This is a genomic window from Xylanimonas protaetiae (assembly GCF_004135385.1).
GTDB classification, from domain to species: Bacteria; Actinomycetota; Actinomycetes; order Actinomycetales; family Cellulomonadaceae; genus Xylanimonas; species Xylanimonas protaetiae.
Genome location: NZ_CP035493.1, coordinates 3,290,691 through 3,305,187 on the forward strand (window position 1 = coordinate 3,290,691; position 14,497 = coordinate 3,305,187).

The window sequence follows — 14,497 nt, forward strand, 5'->3', positions numbered from 1 at the left end:
CTCACAGTGTGGTCTGACCACAGCGTTCTCGCAGGTCACCACGGAAAACCAGCCACCCGGACGCGCCAGGTCCGGGTGCGTTGCGCGCCTCACAGTCGCGGCTCCCACCGGGACCCGCGAGGACCGGTCCGCCCAGCGACCTCCCCTGCCGTCTGCGATGCTGCCAGGGTGACCGGGGAGCCGCGAACGGTAGGGGTCGAGGAGGAGCTGCTGCTGCTCACGCCGCAGGGCAGCCCCGCCCCGCGCGCCCGCGAGGTCCTCGAGACGGCGGCCCCGGGCGACGGCCCGCTCGAGCACGAGTTCATGGAGGAGCAGCTCGAGACGGCCACCCCGCCCGTACGCACGCTGGCCGACCTCGCCGACGCGCTGCGCGCCGGCCGGGCAGGCGCCCAGGACGCGGCCGGCGCGCACGACGCGCGCGTCGCCGCCCTGGCCACGTCCCCCGTCGCGTTCACCGGCACCACCGTGTCCCGCGTGCGCTACCTCAAGGCACGGTCGCACTTCGGCATCACCGCCTGGGAGCAGCTCACCAACGGGTGCCACGTCCACGTCGCCGTGGCCGACGACGACGAGGGCGTCGCCGTCATCGACCGCATCGGCCCGTGGCTGGCGCCCCTGCTCGCGCTCTCCGCCAACTCGCCGTTCTGGCAGGGCGGCGCCACGGGCTACGAGAGCTTCCGCTCGCAGGTGTGGTCGCGCTGGCCCACGGCCGGGCCCACCCGCGTGTTCGGCTCCGCCGCGGCGTACCACCAGGCCGTCGAGACGCTCGTGGCCACGGGGACGATCCTCGACGAGGCGATGGTCTACTTCGACGCCCGGCTCTCCGCCCGGTACCCCACCGTCGAGCTGCGCGTCGCCGACGTGTGCCTGGACGTCGACTCCGCGGTGCTCCTGGCCGCCCTGGCCCGCGCGCTGGTGGAGACGGCGGCCCGGGCGGCCGCGGCCGGCGAGCCGCCGCCCGACGCACCCCCGGAGCTGCTGCGGACCGCCCACTGGCGGGCCGGACGCTCCGGCCTCGACGGCGACCTGCTCGACCCCGCCACGTGGCGGCCCGCGCCGGCCCACGACGTCGTGGGGGCGCTCGTGGCGCACGTGCGCGACGCGCTGAGCGACGCCGGGGACCTCCAGGACGTCACCGACCTGCTGGGCGCCCTGTGGTCGCGCGGGAACGGCGCGGCCCGCCAGCGCGCGTGGGCGGCGGCGTCGGAGGGTGACCTGGCGGCCGTGGCGCTGCGCGCCGCGGACGGGCTCCTCGCGGGGTAGCGGCGGCGCGGGAGCGCTACAGCAGCGCGAGGGCCGCGAGCACGTCGCGCGTCGCGTCGGCCGCGGTGAGGCGCGAGGCCTCGGTGACCTGGTCGATGCTGGCGTGGTCGAGGAACTGCAGGGGGATGCCCAGGTGCACCTGGGGGGTGGTGACCCCCTGCTCGGAGGACCGCTGGGCGAGCATCGAGCCGACGCCGCCGTCGACGACGCCGTCCTCGATCGTCACGACGAGGTCGTGCGCGCCCGCGAGCTTGACCAGCGCGGCGGGCACGGGCAGCACCCAGGTGGGCGACGCGACCGTGACCTCCAGGCCGTGCGCCGCGAGCGCCTCGCCCGTCGCGACGGCGCAGCCGGCCATGGAGCCGACACCGACGACGAGGACGCGGCGGGCGGCGGCGCCGGGGCGGGCGGCGTGCCGGGCGACGACGTCGACGCCGTCGAGCTCGCTGACCGCGGGGATGCTCTCGACGAGCGCGCTCTTGGGGTAGCGGATCACGGTGGGGGCGTCGTCGACGTCGACGGCGGTGCGCAGGGCGGCGCGCAGCGTCACCTCGTCGCGCGGCGCCGCGAGGCGCAGGCCGGGGACGATGCGCAGCATCGCCATGTCCCACATGCCGTTGTGGCTGGCGCCGTCGTCGCCCGTGAGGCCGGCGCGGTCCAGGACGAACGTGACGCCCGCCTTGTGCAGGGCGACGTCCATGAGCACCTGGTCGAACGCCCGGTTGAGGAACGTCGCGTAGACGGCGACGACGGGGTGCAGGCCCGCGAAGGCCATGCCGGCGGCCGACGTCGCGGCGTGCTGCTCGGCGATGCCGACGTCGAACGTGCGCTCGGGGAACTCCTGGGCGAACGGGGCCAGGCCCACGGGGTGCAGCATGGCCGCGGTGATGGCCACGACGTCGCTGCGGCGGCGGCCGATCTTGACGATCTCGTCGGCGAACACGGACGTCCACCCGAAGCGCGACGGCGCGACGGGCAGGCCGGTCTCGGGGTGGATCTTGCCGACGGCGTGGAACCGGTCGGCGACGTCCTGCTCGGCGGGCGTGTAGCCGCGGCCCTTCTCGGTGATGGCGTGCACGATCACGGGGGCCTGGAACTCGCGGGCGCGCAGCAGGGCGCGCTCGAGCGCAGCCTCGTCGTGCCCGTCGACGGGGCCGATGTACTTGATGCCGAGGTCCTCGAACATGCCCTGCGGGGCGACGACGTCCTTGAGGCCCTTCTTGAGCCCGTGCAACGCCGAGAAGGCGAACCGCCCGGGTGCCCCGGTGCGGTAGAGGGTGCGCTTGCCCCAGCCGAGGAACTGCTCGTACCCGCGCGTCGTGCGCAGCGTGTCGAGGTGGTGGGCGAGGCCGCCGATGGTCGGCGAGTACGAGCGGCCGTTGTCGTTGACGACGATGACGACGCGCCGGTCCTCGGACTCCGCGATGTTGTTGAGGGCCTCCCAGGCCATGCCGCCCGTCAGGGCGCCATCGCCGATGACGGCCACGACGTGGCGGTCGGTCAGGCCGCGCACCATGTTCGCCTTGGCGATGCCGTCGGCCCAGCTCAGCGCGGTGGACGCGTGCGAGTTCTCGACGACGTCGTGCTCCGACTCGCTGCGCGACGGGTAGCCGGACAGGCCGCCGCGCTTGCGCAGCCCGGAGAAGTCCTGGCGACCCGTCAGCAGCTTGTGCACGTACGCCTGGTGCCCGGTGTCGAACACGAAGGTGTCCTTGGGCGACTCGAACACCCGGTGCATCGCGAGCGTCAGCTCGACGACGCCGAGGTTCGGCCCCAGGTGCCCGCCCGTGCGCGAGACGTTGTGCACGAGGAAGTCGCGGATCTCTGCGGCGAGCTCCGGCAGCTGCTGGGGCGTCAGTCTCCGCAGCTCTGCGGGCGACGTGATACCGGCCAACAGGCCCATGGGCGCAACCTTTCGAACGAGCACGTGCGCGTCCCCCGCGCAACGACAACCGAACTAGCCTAGGCCGTCCCCGCGGGAATGCCCGACGCGCCAAGCGCCCGACACGTGATCTGCACGCGGCCCCCACGCGCTGCGTGCCGTGAGTAGGCTCGAACCGGCCGACGGGACCACCCCACCGTCGGTACGCGTGCGCGCCGGTCACGGCGTCGCGACCCACCGGAGGAGCCCATGCGCTTTCTCGCCGGGCAGCAGCCCACCACCGATCTCACCTACGGCGACGTGTTCCTCGTCCCGTCCCGGTCCGACGTCACGAGCCGGTTCGACGTCGACCTGTCCACCGACGACGGCACGGGCACGACGGTGCCGATCGTCGTCGCGAACATGACGGCCGTCGCCGGCCGCCGCATGGCCGAGACCGTGTCCCGCCGCGGCGGGCTCGTGGTCGTCCCGCAGGACATCCCCGTCGACGTCGTCGCCGACGTCGTCTCGGGCGTGAAGGCCAAGGACCCCGTCGTCGAGACGCCCGTGACGGTCGGCACGCACGACACCGTCTCGACGGTGCTGACCCTGCTGGGCAAGCGCGCGCACCGCGCCGCCGTGGTGGTCGACCAGGGGCGGCCCGTCGGCGTCGTCACCGAGGCCGACTGCGCGGGCACCGACCGGTTCACGCAGGTCGAGCGGGTCATGTCCACGGACCTGGTGCTGCTCGAGGCCGCGCACGTCGAGGCCGAGGGCCTGCCCGCGACCTTCGAGACGATGCACGCCGCGAAGGCGGACCTCGCGATCGTCGTGCGCGAGGGCTCCCTGGTGGGCGTGCTGACCCGCAAGGGCGTCGTGCGCTCCACGATCTACTCCCCCGCGCTCGACGCCAAGGGCAACCTGCGCATCGGGGCGGCCGTCGGCATCAACGGGGACGTCGCCGCCAAGACGCGCGACCTGCTCGACGCGGGCGTCGACGTGCTCGTCGTCGACACCGCGCACGGGCACCAGGCCAAGATGCTCCAGGCGCTCGACGCCGTCCGGTCCGTCTCCCCCGACGTGCCCGTCGTGGCCGGCAACGTCGTCACGGCCGACGGCGTGCGCGACCTCGTCGCCGCGGGCGCGGACATCCTCAAGGTGGGCGTCGGCCCGGGCGCCATGTGCACCACGCGCATGATGACGGCCGTGGGACGCCCGCAGTTCTCTGCGGTGCTCGAATGCTCCGAGGCCGCGCGGTCGCTCGGCAAGCACGTGTGGGCCGACGGCGGCGTGCGGCACCCGCGCGACGTCGCGCTCGCGCTGGCGGCGGGGGCGTCGCAGGTGATGATCGGCTCGTGGTTCGCGGGCACGTACGAGTCGCCCGGCGACCTGCACGACGACGGCACCGGCCGCCTCTACAAGGACTCGTTCGGCATGGCGTCCGCGCGGGCCGTCGCAGCCCGCACCGCGGGGGCCGGCACGGCGTTCGATCGCGCCCGCAAGGCCCTGTACGAGGAGGGCATCTCGACGGGGAAGATGTACCTCGACCCGGCCCGCCCGGGCGTCGAGGACCTGCTCGACGAGATCACGTCGGGCCTGCGGTCGGCCTGCACGTACGCCGGCGCGCGGACCCTGGCCGAGTTCGCCGAGCGGGCGGTCGTCGGGATCCAGTCCGCCGCGGGCTACGCGGAGGGCATGCCGGTGCCGACGTCCTGGTGACGCCTCGGCGCTCCTCGGGGCTACCGGGTGAGCAGGACCAGCCGTGACGTGGGGCGGGTGAGCGCGACGTAGAGGTCGCGCTCCCCGCCCTCGCGCGCCTCCCGGATCCGGTCCGGGTCGACGACGACGACGGCGTCCCACTCCAGGCCGCGCACCGCGGAGACGGGAACGACGCGGTCGGCCCCGGTCCCGGCCAGCGCCTCGTCCAGGGCCGCGACGTCGTCGTCGGCCGCGACCACCCCGACGAGGCCCCCGGCGGCGACCTCCTCGAGCACGACCTGCCGGACGGCGTCCGTGCCCGCCACGCGGCGCACCGCCGGGCCCGTGCGGATCGCGCGGGAGCGCGGCTGGTGCGGGGCGATGCCCGCCAGCAGCGGCTCGGCCGCCGCGAGCACCTGCGCCGTCGTGCGGTAGCAGACCGTGAGCGTGTGCACCTCGGCGCGGCGGGCGACGTCGCCGAGCGCCTCGTCCCACGTGGTGGCGCTCGTCGCCGGTCCCGCCTGGGCGAGGTCGCCGACGATCGTCATGCTGCGGCCCGGGCTGCGGCGCAGCACGGCCCGCCACTGCATGGGCGTGAGCTCCTGCGCCTCGTCCACGACGACGTGCCCGAAGGTCCGGCCGTCCGGACCGTCGAGCAGCGCGGCCGCCTCGTCGAGCAGCGGCAGGTGCGCGTCCGTCCACCGGCGCCGGCGCCGGCCCAGCACCTCGGCCACGACGTCCTCGACGGTGAGCCGCGGCCACAGCGCGTCGACGGCCGCGTCGACCACCGGGTCGCCCGCGAGCGACTCGCGCAGCGCCTGCGGGTCGAGCTCCGCGAGCGCCGCCTTGTGCCCGGCGACGCCGCCCTCGTCGGCCGCGAAGCCGAGCCGGGCGAGGTCCGCCGCGACGGCCTTCTCGACGTCGAACCGGCCCGCGAGCACCTCCATGTCCTCGTCCATGCGGGCGAGGAACACGCGGGCGCGGTCCTGCACCTCGTCGGTCAGCGCGTCGGTGACGAGCTCGACGAACACCTCGCGGGCCGGGTGGTGGGCCAGGCCGGTCGCCTGCGCGGTCGCGCGCGCCTCGGCGACCTCGTGGGCGGGCAGCGTGATGCGGTCGCCCGCGATCGTGACGGTCAGCGTGCCCGACGGCGCCTGGTGCGCGCGCACCGTCCGCTCGAGCTTGCGGGCCACGCGCGCGTCCCCGAGGCGCCGGCGCAGGTCGTCCGACGCCCGCACCGGGTCCGTGACGCCGAGCGCGTCGGCGAGCAGCATCGTCGTCGTCGACAGCACGACGTCGTTCTCGCCGAGGGACGGCAGCACCTGGCTGATGTAGTCGAGGAACCGCGGGTCGGGGCCGAGCACGAGGACGCCGTCGGCGCGCGCGGCGTCGAACATGGCGAGCACGTACGCGGCGCGGTGCAGCGCGACGACCGTCTTGCCCGTGCCGGGGCCGCCCTCGACGACGGTGACGCCGCGGTGCGCCGAGCGCACGATCGCGTCCTGCTCGGCCTGGAGCGTCGCCACGACCTCGCGCATGCGGCCCGTGCGGCCGGCCGTCGTCGCCGCGAGCAGGGGGCCGTCGCCGACGACGTCGCCGGGCCCCGGCTCGCCGTCGAGCACCTCGTCGCTCACGGCCACGACCGTGCGGTCGTCCACCGTGAGGTGGCGGCGGCGCCGCACGCCGAGCGGCGTCGCGGGCGTCGCCGCGTAGAACGGGCGTGCGGCGTCGGCCCGCCAGTCGACGAGCAGCGGCTCGCCGTCGTCGTCGGTCAGGCCTGTGCGTCCGATGTGCAGGGACGCGCCGTCGACGCCGTCGACCCGGCCGAAGCACAGGCGGTGCTCCGCGGCCCGCAGCGCCGCCGAGCGCCGCGCGACCAGCGCCAGCCGTTCCTCGCGCAGGTCTGCCGTGGCGTCCCGCTGGAGCGCCGCGCCCTCGGCCGTCAGCCGGGCCGCGTCCGCGTCGAGCACCGCCAGCATCGCGTCCACGTGCCGCTGCTCGGCCGCGCGCTGCGCGTCGTGGCCGCTCACCCGCCCCGCGGCGGGGTCGGTGGGCGTCGCTGACGTGGTCGTCCGGACGGTCGCGGCAGGGTGCGGCACGAAGTCTCCTTGCGTCGGGGGCGCTACGCGAACGCCCGCAGGAGTGATCCTGTTCCCGGTTCCGCCGTCCGCCGTCGTCCGGAGCACGCGACCTTGTCCGCGGGCCGGTCCTTGTCCGCGGGCCGGTCCTTGTCCGCGGGCCGGTCCTTGTCCGCGGGCCGGTCCTTGTCCGCGGGCCGGTCCTTGTCCGCGGGCCCGTCGACGACCGGCGCGGGTAGCCTCGACGACGTGACCGTAGACGCTCCGCGCACCGCGCGGGCCCAGCTCGCGGCGCTCGCCGCCGACCCGAGGTTCCCCGGACCGTGGCCGCACGCCCGCGGCACGATGGACGACGACCGTGCGCGGGCCGCCGCGGTGCTGGTCCTCTTCGGGGTGCTCGACGGCCTGCCCGCCGACCACGAGGCGCAGCACCAGGCCGTGTCGCACGACCTCGACCTGCTGCTGCTGCGCCGCGCCGCGACCCTGAGCTCGCACGCCGGCCAGGTCGCGTTCCCGGGCGGCCGTCTGGACCCGGGCGAGGACGCCGTCACCGCCGCGCTGCGCGAGGCGCAGGAGGAGACCGGAGTCGACCCGTCGGGCGTGCGGGTGCTCGGGACGCTCGCCGCGCTGCCGATGCCCGTGAGCAACCACGTCGTCACGCCCGTGCTGGGGTGGTGGGAGGACCCGTCGCCGGTCGCCGTCGTCGACGTCGGCGAGTCCGCCTCCGTGTTCCGCACGCCGGTCGCCGACCTGCTCGACCCCGCGAACCGCTACACGTCGGTGCTGCGCCGCGGCGGCACGACGTGGCGCGGGCCGGCCTGGCTCATCACGGTCGACGGCGTCCAGCAGCTCGTCTGGGGCTTCACCGCGGGCGTCCTCGACTCGCTGTTCACCTCCCTGGGCTGGGCGGAGCCCTGGGACAGGTCCCGCGAGCTCGAGCTTCCGTGAGGGCCGACCTCGACGTCACCGTGGCGCTGGCGCACGCCCTGCTGGCCGAGCAGCACCCGGACCTGGCCTCGCTGCCCCTGACCGTCGCGGCGAACGGCTGGGACAACGTCATGGTGCGCGCGGGCGACGACCTGGTGCTGCGACTGCCGCGCCGCGCCGTCGCCGCGCCGCTGCTGGCCAACGAGCTCGCCGCGCTCCCCGTCCTCGCCCCGCTGCTCGCCGTCGCCGTGCCCGACGTCGCGGTCCCCTCCCCGGTGCGCACCGGCACGCCGAGCGAGGCGCTCGGCTACCCGTGGCCCTGGAGCGTCCTGCCCTGGGTCGACGGCGTCCGGGCGGCGGCCACCCCGGTCGGGTCGCGCCTGGCCTGGGCGCCGACGCTCGGCCGCTTCCTCGCCGCGCTGCATCGCCCGGTCGCCGACGGCGTCCCCGTGCCGCACAACCCGTTCCGCGGCGTCGCGCTGCGCGACCGGCGCCCGCCCGCCCTCGACCTCGCGGGCCGCGCGGGCGAGGTGTGGCGCGCGGCCGTGACCGCGCCCGCCTACGAGGGCCCGCCCGTGTGGATCCACGGCGACCCCCACCCGGCGAACCTCGTCGTCGCGCCCGGTGGCGGACCCGGTGGCACCGACCTGCTCGCGGCCGTCGTCGACTTCGGCGACGTCACCGCCGGCGACCCGGCGAGCGACCTCGGCACGCTCTGGCTCACGTTCGACGCCGCGGGCCGCCACGCCTGCCGGGCCGCCATGGAGGCCGCGGGCGTCACCTGGGACGACGCGACGTGGACCCGCGCCCGCGGCTGGGCCCTCGTGTTCGCGGCCGCGATGCTGGCCCACCCCGACGAGCACCCGGCGCTCGTCCCGATCGGCACGCACGGCCTCGCCGCGCTGCTCGACGGCGCCTGACCGCCGGGCTAGCGTCGGACCATGGCCGCGACGAAGCCCGCCACCCAGTTCTCCGACGCCGACCCGCACGCGTTCGTCGACGCCGTCGCCCACCCGGTGCGGCGCCGCGACGGGCTCACCCTCCTGGAGCTCATGCGGCGCGCCACCGGTCAGGAGCCGAGGATGTTCGGCACGTCGATCGTCGCGTTCGGCACCTACGAGTACCGGTACGCCAGCGGCCGCTCCGGCACCGGCGGCGCGGCCGCGTTCTCGCCGCGCAAGGACGCCACCGTCGTCTACCTCGCCGACGGTCTCGCCGCGCACCACGAGCGCCTCGACCGCCTCGGCCCGTACCGGGCCGGCGTCGGATGCCTGTACCTCAAGGACCTCGACGACGTCGACCTCGGGGTGCTGAAGGAGATCGTCCGCGCGTCCTACGCGGCCCTCACCGCCGGGGTGTTCGGGCAGCGCGCCCGCGAAGCCTGACCCTCAGGTCGAGGGTTCGACCCGGGCCTCCGGACGGGCCCACGACCCTCGACCCGGGGTCGAGACCCGGTCACTGCCGCTGCCTGCCCCGCTGGACCGCCCACGCGGCGATCCCGGCGAACACGGCCGCCCAGATCACGACGTTGAGGATCAGCCCGCCGAACGAGTCCTGGCTCGACGGGACGTCAGGGCCGGTGCCGATGACTGTCCCCTCGAGCTGCGGCCACCGCGCCAGCCCCGCGTACCCGTACATGGGCATGAACCGCGCGACTTGGAGCATGGTCCCGGACAACGGCACGAACAGGTTGCCCAGGAACGCGAACAGCACCAGGCCCGCCGACGCGATCGAGACCGCGCTCTCCGACCGGAAGCTCTGCGCGATCGCCAGCCCGTACAGCGCGAACAGCGCCGAGCCCAGCCACGCGACGAGGGCCGAGAGGAGCCACACCCCCGCCGACGTCGCCTCCGCGCCCGTGAGGAGGCCCGCCAGGAAGACCGCGGCCACGGCGGCAGCCGAGACCGTCAGCGCCACGACCACCTTGGTCGCCACGTAGCCCATGGGGCGCATCGGCGTCAGCCCCAGCTGCCGCCCCCACCCCTGCATGAGCTCGATGGCGGCCATGCCGGCGATCGACGTCGTCGCCACCGAGGCACCGTAGATCGCCATCGACGTCATGACGTAGAACTGCACGTTCCCGTTCCGGGCCATCTCGCCGCCGTCGCCGAACGTCGAGCCGAAGATCACGTACATCACCACCGGCAGGCCGATGACGAACGCCAGGTTCGCGACGTCGCGCAGCTGGCGGACCAGGTCGATGCGCAGATAGGTGAGGTTCACTTCCGCCCCTCCTCGGTGAGCGCGAAGAAGGCGGCCTCGAGGGACGGCGCGCTCACCTCGAGGTCGACCGCCGCGGTGGTGGTCAGCAGCAGGCGGGCGACGTCGTCGGACCCCGTGCCGTGCACCACCAGGCGGGCGCCCTCGGCGCGCGCCTCGCGCACGCCGGGCAGGGCGCGGACCGCCGCGAGCGCGGCCGCAACGCCCGACGGCGGCAGCGTCGCGGAGACGACCCGGTCGCCGACCATCTCGCGCAGCTCGTCCGTGGGCCGGTCCGCGCGGATGCGGCCGCCGTCGATCAGCACGGTGCGGGGCGCGAAGGACTGCGCCTCCTCCAGGTAGTGCGTGGCGAAGACGACGGTGCGCCCCGCGTGCGTCTCTGCCCGCATCGTGTCCCAGAAGTCGCGGCGGGCGGCCGCATCCATGCCGGCGGTCGGCTCGTCGAGGATCAGGAGCTGCGGGTCGGGCAGCAGGGCGAGCGCGAAGCGCAGCCGCTGCTGCTCCCCGCCCGAGCACGCCTGCACCTTGCGGCCCGCGAGCCGGGCGAGGCCCGTCCGCTCCATGACCGCGTCCACACGGCCCTCGACGCCGTGCAGCGCGGCGATCGCCCGCACGGTCTCGCCCACCCGGAGGTCGCGCAGCAGGCCCTCGGTCTGGAGCACCGCGGACACGTGCCCGGCCAGCATCGCCTTGCGCGGCGTGGTGCCGAGCACCTCGACGACGCCGTCCGTCGGCTCGCTCAGCCCGAGGACGATGTCGAGTGTCGTCGTCTTGCCGGCGCCGTTGGGGCCGAGGAACGCGACGATCTCCCCGGGCGCGATCTCGACGTCGATGCCGTCGACAGCGATCACCGGGCCGGCGTCCTCGCCCTCGGGGCCGCCGCGGGTCCGCGCTCGGGTGGACATCCGGGGTGCGCCGCGGCGCGGGTACTCCTTGCGCAGCCCGGAGATGCGCAGTGCGGGGGTCGCCATGACCCCATCGTCGCGGAGCACCCTCGATCCCGCCCGATGCCGTCGCCCCGTCGTGCGCGACGTGCCTCGTCATCGTGCGCGACCTGCCCCGTCGTCGTGCGCGACCTGCCCCGTCGTCGTGCGCGACGTGCCCCGGAACGGGGGACGCCCCGCCTGCTTCTCGCGAAGCAGACGGGGCGTCCCCCGTCGGTGCGGCCGGTCAGGCGACCAGCGAGCGCAGCACGTACTGCAGGATGCCGCCGTTGCGGTAGTAGTCCGCCTCACCGGGGGTGTCGATGCGGACGACCGCGTCGAACGCCACGACGGAGCCGTCGGCCTTCGTCGCCGTCACGGCCACCGTCGACGGCGTCTCGCCGTCGTTGAGGGCCGTGATGCCCGCGATGTCGAACACCTCGGTGCCGTCCAGGCCGAGCGAGCCGGCGTTCTGGCCGACCGGGAACTGCAGCGGCAGCACGCCCATGCCGATGAGGTTGGAGCGGTGGATGCGCTCGAACGACTCGGTGATGACGGCCTTGACGCCCAGCAGCGCGGTGCCCTTGGCGGCCCAGTCGCGCGACGAGCCCGAGCCGTACTCCTTGCCGCCGAGCACCACGAGCGGGGTGCCGGCCGCGGCGTAGTCCTGCGCGGCGTCGTAGATGGTGTCCTGGGCGTCCTTCACGAAGTTGTACGTGAAGCCACCCTCGACGCCGTCGAGGAGCTGGTTCTTGAGGCGGATGTTCGCGAACGTGCCGCGGATCATGACCTCGTGGTTGCCGCGGCGCGAGCCGTAGCTGTTGAAGTCGCGGCGCTCGACGCCGTGCTCGGCCAGGTACGTGCCGGCCGGGCTGTCGGGCTTGATCGAGCCGGCGGGCGAGATGTGGTCGGTGGTGACCGAGTCGCCCAGCTTCGCCAGCACGCGGGCGCCCGTGATGTCGGCGACGGGGGCCGGGGTGGCCTCCATGCCGTCGAAGTACGGGGGCTTGCGCACGTAGGTCGACTGCTCGTCCCACGCGAACGTCGCGCCCGTGGGCACCTCGAGCGCCCGCCAGCGCTCGTCGCCCTTGAAGACGTCGGCGTAGTCGGCCTCGAACATCTCGCGGTCGATCGAGCCGTCGATCGTCGTCTGGACCTCCTCCGGCGTCGGCCAGATGTCGCGGAGGAACACCGGGATGCCGTCCTCGTCGAGACCCAGGGGCTGCGTGTCGAAGTCGAAGTCCATCGTGCCGGCCAGGGCGTACGCGATGACCAGCGGCGGGGACGCCAGGTAGTTCATCTTGACGTCCGGGTTGATGCGGCCCTCGAAGTTGCGGTTGCCCGAGAGCACCGAGACGACCGACAGGTCGTGCTCGTTGACGGCGGCCGAGACCTCGTCGGCCAGCGGGCCGGAGTTGCCGATGCAGGTGGCGCAGCCGTAGCCGACCAGGTGGAAGCCGAGCTTCTCGAGGTACGGCCACAGGCCGGCCTTCTCGTAGTAGCCGGTGACGACCTGCGAGCCCGGCGCCATCGACGTCTTGACCCACGGCTTGGCCTCGAGGCCCTTCTCCACGGCCTTCTTGGCCAGGAGGGCGGCGGCCAGCATGACCGACGGGTTGCTCGTGTTGGTGCAGGACGTGATGGAGGCGATGACCACGTGGCCGTGGTCGAGCTCCGTCGTCGTGCCGTTCGCCAGCGTCACCGGGGTGACCTTGTGCGGGCGGTGCGCGGTGTCGCCGTGCACGGGCGCCACGGGCTCACCGGTGCCGTCGTCGTGCCCGAGCGCGACCGGGTCGGACGCCGGGAAGGACTCCGACGACGCCTCGTCCAGGCCGGTCAGCGAGCCGTTGCGGAACGGGGCCGCCTCGGTGGCGTCGACGTAGTCGAGGATCGAGGAGGCGAACGAGTCCTTCGCGGCCGACAGCTCGATGCGGTCCTGCGGGCGCTTCGGGCCGGCGATCGACGGGACGACCGTCGACAGGTCCAGCTCGAGGTACTCGGAGAACTGCGGCTCCGCGGCGTCGGCGTCGAGCCAGAGGCCCTGCTCCTTGGCGTACGCCTCGACGAGCGCGAGCTGCTCCTCGGAGCGGCCGGTGAGGCGCAGGTAGTCGACCGTGACGGAGTCGATCGGGAAGATCGCGGCCGTCGAGCCGAACTCCGGCGACATGTTGCCGATCGTGGCGCGGTTGGCCAGCGGCACCTGGGCGACGCCTGCACCGTAGAACTCGACGAACTTGCCGACGACGCCGTGCTTGCGCAGCATCTGCGTGATCGTGAGCACGACGTCCGTGGCGGTCACGCCCGACGGGATCGAGCCCGAGAGCTTGAAGCCCACGACGCGCGGGATGAGCATCGACACGGGCTGGCCGAGCATGGCCGCCTCGGCCTCGATGCCGCCGACGCCCCAGCCGAGCACGCCCAGGCCGTTGACCATGGTGGTGTGCGAGTCGGTGCCGACGCACGTGTCGGGGTAGGCCTGGCCGCCCCGGGTCATGATCGTGCGGGCCAGGTACTCGATGTTGACCTGGTGGACGATGCCGGTGCCCGGGGGGACGACCTTGAAGTCGTCGAACGCCGTCTGGCCCCAGCGCAGGAACTGGTAGCGCTCGTGGTTGCGCTGGTACTCGAGCTCGACGTTGCGGGCGAACGCGTCGGCGCGTCCGGCCACGTCGATCTGCACCGAGTGGTCGATGACCATCTCGGCCGGCGCGAGCGGGTTGATGCGGTCCGGGTCGCCGCCGAGCGCCGCGACGGCCTCGCGCATGGTGGCGAGGTCGACGACGCAGGGCACGCCCGTGAAGTCCTGCATGATCACGCGCGCGGGCGTGAACTGGATCTCGGTGTCGGGCTCGGCCTGCGGGTCCCACGACGCCAGGGCGCGGACGTGGTCCGCGGTGATGTTCGCGCCGTCCTCGGTGCGAAGCAGGTTCTCGGCCAGGACCTTCAGGGAGTACGGGAGGCGCTCGAGACCCTCGACGGCCGACAGCCGGAAGATCTCGTAGTCCTTCCCGGAGACCGAGAGCGTCCCCCTCGATCCGAACGTGTCCACGCTGCTCACTACGGCTCCTCCATCGGGGTGTTCCGGGGTCCGCCCGGGAGCGTCCCCGGGCACTTCGCCCAGCATAACCCAGTTATCTTGATGTCAAGATAACTGTCTCTGCGCCCGCGAGAGGAGCGGTGCTCAGACCTGCGGACCGCCGACCTGGAACCGCGCCTGCTCCACGTCCGAGCCCGTCGCCAGAGGGTCCTCGTCGCTCAGCGCGGGATGACGCCCGGCCTCCTTGCTCGCGGCGAGCCCGGCGAGGACGTCGTCGAGCCGGGTGTGCTGGTTGCCCGCGAGCGCCCGCGCCCGCTGCTCGCGCGCCCACTGCCGCTTCGTCGCGATCCGGACCCCCAGGAACACGGCGCCGAGTCCCAGGGCGAGCAGGCCGACGACCACCCCGAGGACGATGAGGTAGGGGCCGTTCGGCGTCGTGTGGATGGTCAGCACTCGTGCTCCTTCGGGACGACGTCAGCGGGCTCTCCGG

The 14,497-nt window shown here is 74.3% G+C and carries 11 protein-coding genes; 5 read left to right on the plus strand and 6 right to left on the minus strand.

Translation table 11 applies throughout. From position 1 onward, the window contains the following. Positions 1-168: 168 nt before the first annotated feature. Positions 169-1,263 (plus strand): carboxylate-amine ligase, encoded by a 1,095-nt coding sequence (locus tag ET471_RS15290; RefSeq protein WP_129189703.1) that lies wholly within the window; start codon positions 169-171, stop codon positions 1,261-1,263. A 16-nt stretch (positions 1,264-1,279) separates the two neighbouring features. On the opposite strand, the gene dxs is transcribed toward ET471_RS15290, so the two are convergent. Beyond that, a complete protein-coding gene (gene dxs / locus ET471_RS15295; RefSeq protein WP_129189705.1) occupies positions 1,280-3,166 on the minus strand; it encodes a 1-deoxy-D-xylulose-5-phosphate synthase in 1,887 nt (628 codons plus the stop codon). 228 nt (positions 3,167-3,394) lie between these two features. On the opposite strand from dxs, the gene guaB1 reads away from it, so the two are divergent. After that, a complete protein-coding gene (gene guaB1 / locus ET471_RS15300; protein WP_129189707.1) occupies positions 3,395-4,843 on the plus strand; it encodes a GMP reductase in 1,449 nt (482 codons plus the stop codon). Between the two features lie 20 nt (positions 4,844-4,863). Here guaB1 and ET471_RS15305 read toward each other — a convergent pair whose 3' ends face one another. Continuing rightward, positions 4,864-6,921: a HelD family protein gene (locus tag ET471_RS15305; RefSeq protein WP_242496321.1), complete on the minus strand. Its 2,058-nt coding sequence runs from the start codon at positions 6,919-6,921 to the stop codon at positions 4,864-4,866. A 228-nt stretch (positions 6,922-7,149) separates the two neighbouring features. On the opposite strand from ET471_RS15305, the gene ET471_RS15315 reads away from it, so the two are divergent. From ET471_RS15315 to ET471_RS15325, 3 genes are read left to right on the plus strand one after another with little or no spacing between them, the layout of a single operon-like run. Beyond that, positions 7,150-7,848: an NUDIX hydrolase gene (locus ET471_RS15315; RefSeq protein WP_129189711.1), complete on the plus strand. Its 699-nt coding sequence runs from the start codon at positions 7,150-7,152 to the stop codon at positions 7,846-7,848. After that, the gene (locus tag ET471_RS15320) at positions 7,845-8,747 is read left to right on the plus strand and encodes an aminoglycoside phosphotransferase family protein (protein ID WP_129189713.1); all 903 of its coding nucleotides are present in this window, start codon (positions 7,845-7,847) and stop codon (positions 8,745-8,747) included. Before ET471_RS15315 ends, ET471_RS15320 begins: the two co-directional genes overlap by 4 nt. Before the next feature lie 21 nt (positions 8,748-8,768). Then, positions 8,769-9,212 (plus strand): DUF1801 domain-containing protein, encoded by a 444-nt coding sequence (locus ET471_RS15325; protein ID WP_129189715.1) that lies wholly within the window; start codon positions 8,769-8,771, stop codon positions 9,210-9,212. A gap of 70 nt (positions 9,213-9,282) precedes the next feature. Here ET471_RS15325 and ET471_RS15330 read toward each other — a convergent pair whose 3' ends face one another. The 4 genes from ET471_RS15330 to ET471_RS15345 all read right to left on the minus strand — a co-directional run bounded on the left by ET471_RS15330 (position 9,283) and on the right by ET471_RS15345 (position 14,460). Then, positions 9,283-10,050 (minus strand): ABC transporter permease, encoded by a 768-nt coding sequence (locus ET471_RS15330; RefSeq protein WP_129189717.1) that lies wholly within the window; start codon positions 10,048-10,050, stop codon positions 9,283-9,285. Further along, positions 10,047-11,018: an ABC transporter ATP-binding protein gene (locus ET471_RS15335; protein WP_129189719.1), complete on the minus strand. Its 972-nt coding sequence runs from the start codon at positions 11,016-11,018 to the stop codon at positions 10,047-10,049. Before ET471_RS15335 ends, ET471_RS15330 begins: the two co-directional genes overlap by 4 nt. Positions 11,019-11,217: 199 nt before the next feature. After that, complete coding sequence (locus tag ET471_RS15340) at positions 11,218-14,028, minus strand: aconitate hydratase (RefSeq protein WP_129189721.1); 2,811 nt, start codon at positions 14,026-14,028, stop codon at positions 11,218-11,220. A 123-nt stretch (positions 14,029-14,151) separates the two neighbouring features. After that, on the minus strand, positions 14,152-14,460 hold the full coding sequence (locus ET471_RS15345) for a hypothetical protein (protein WP_129189723.1): 309 nt from the start codon (positions 14,458-14,460) through the stop codon (positions 14,152-14,154). Positions 14,461-14,497 lie beyond the last annotated feature (37 nt).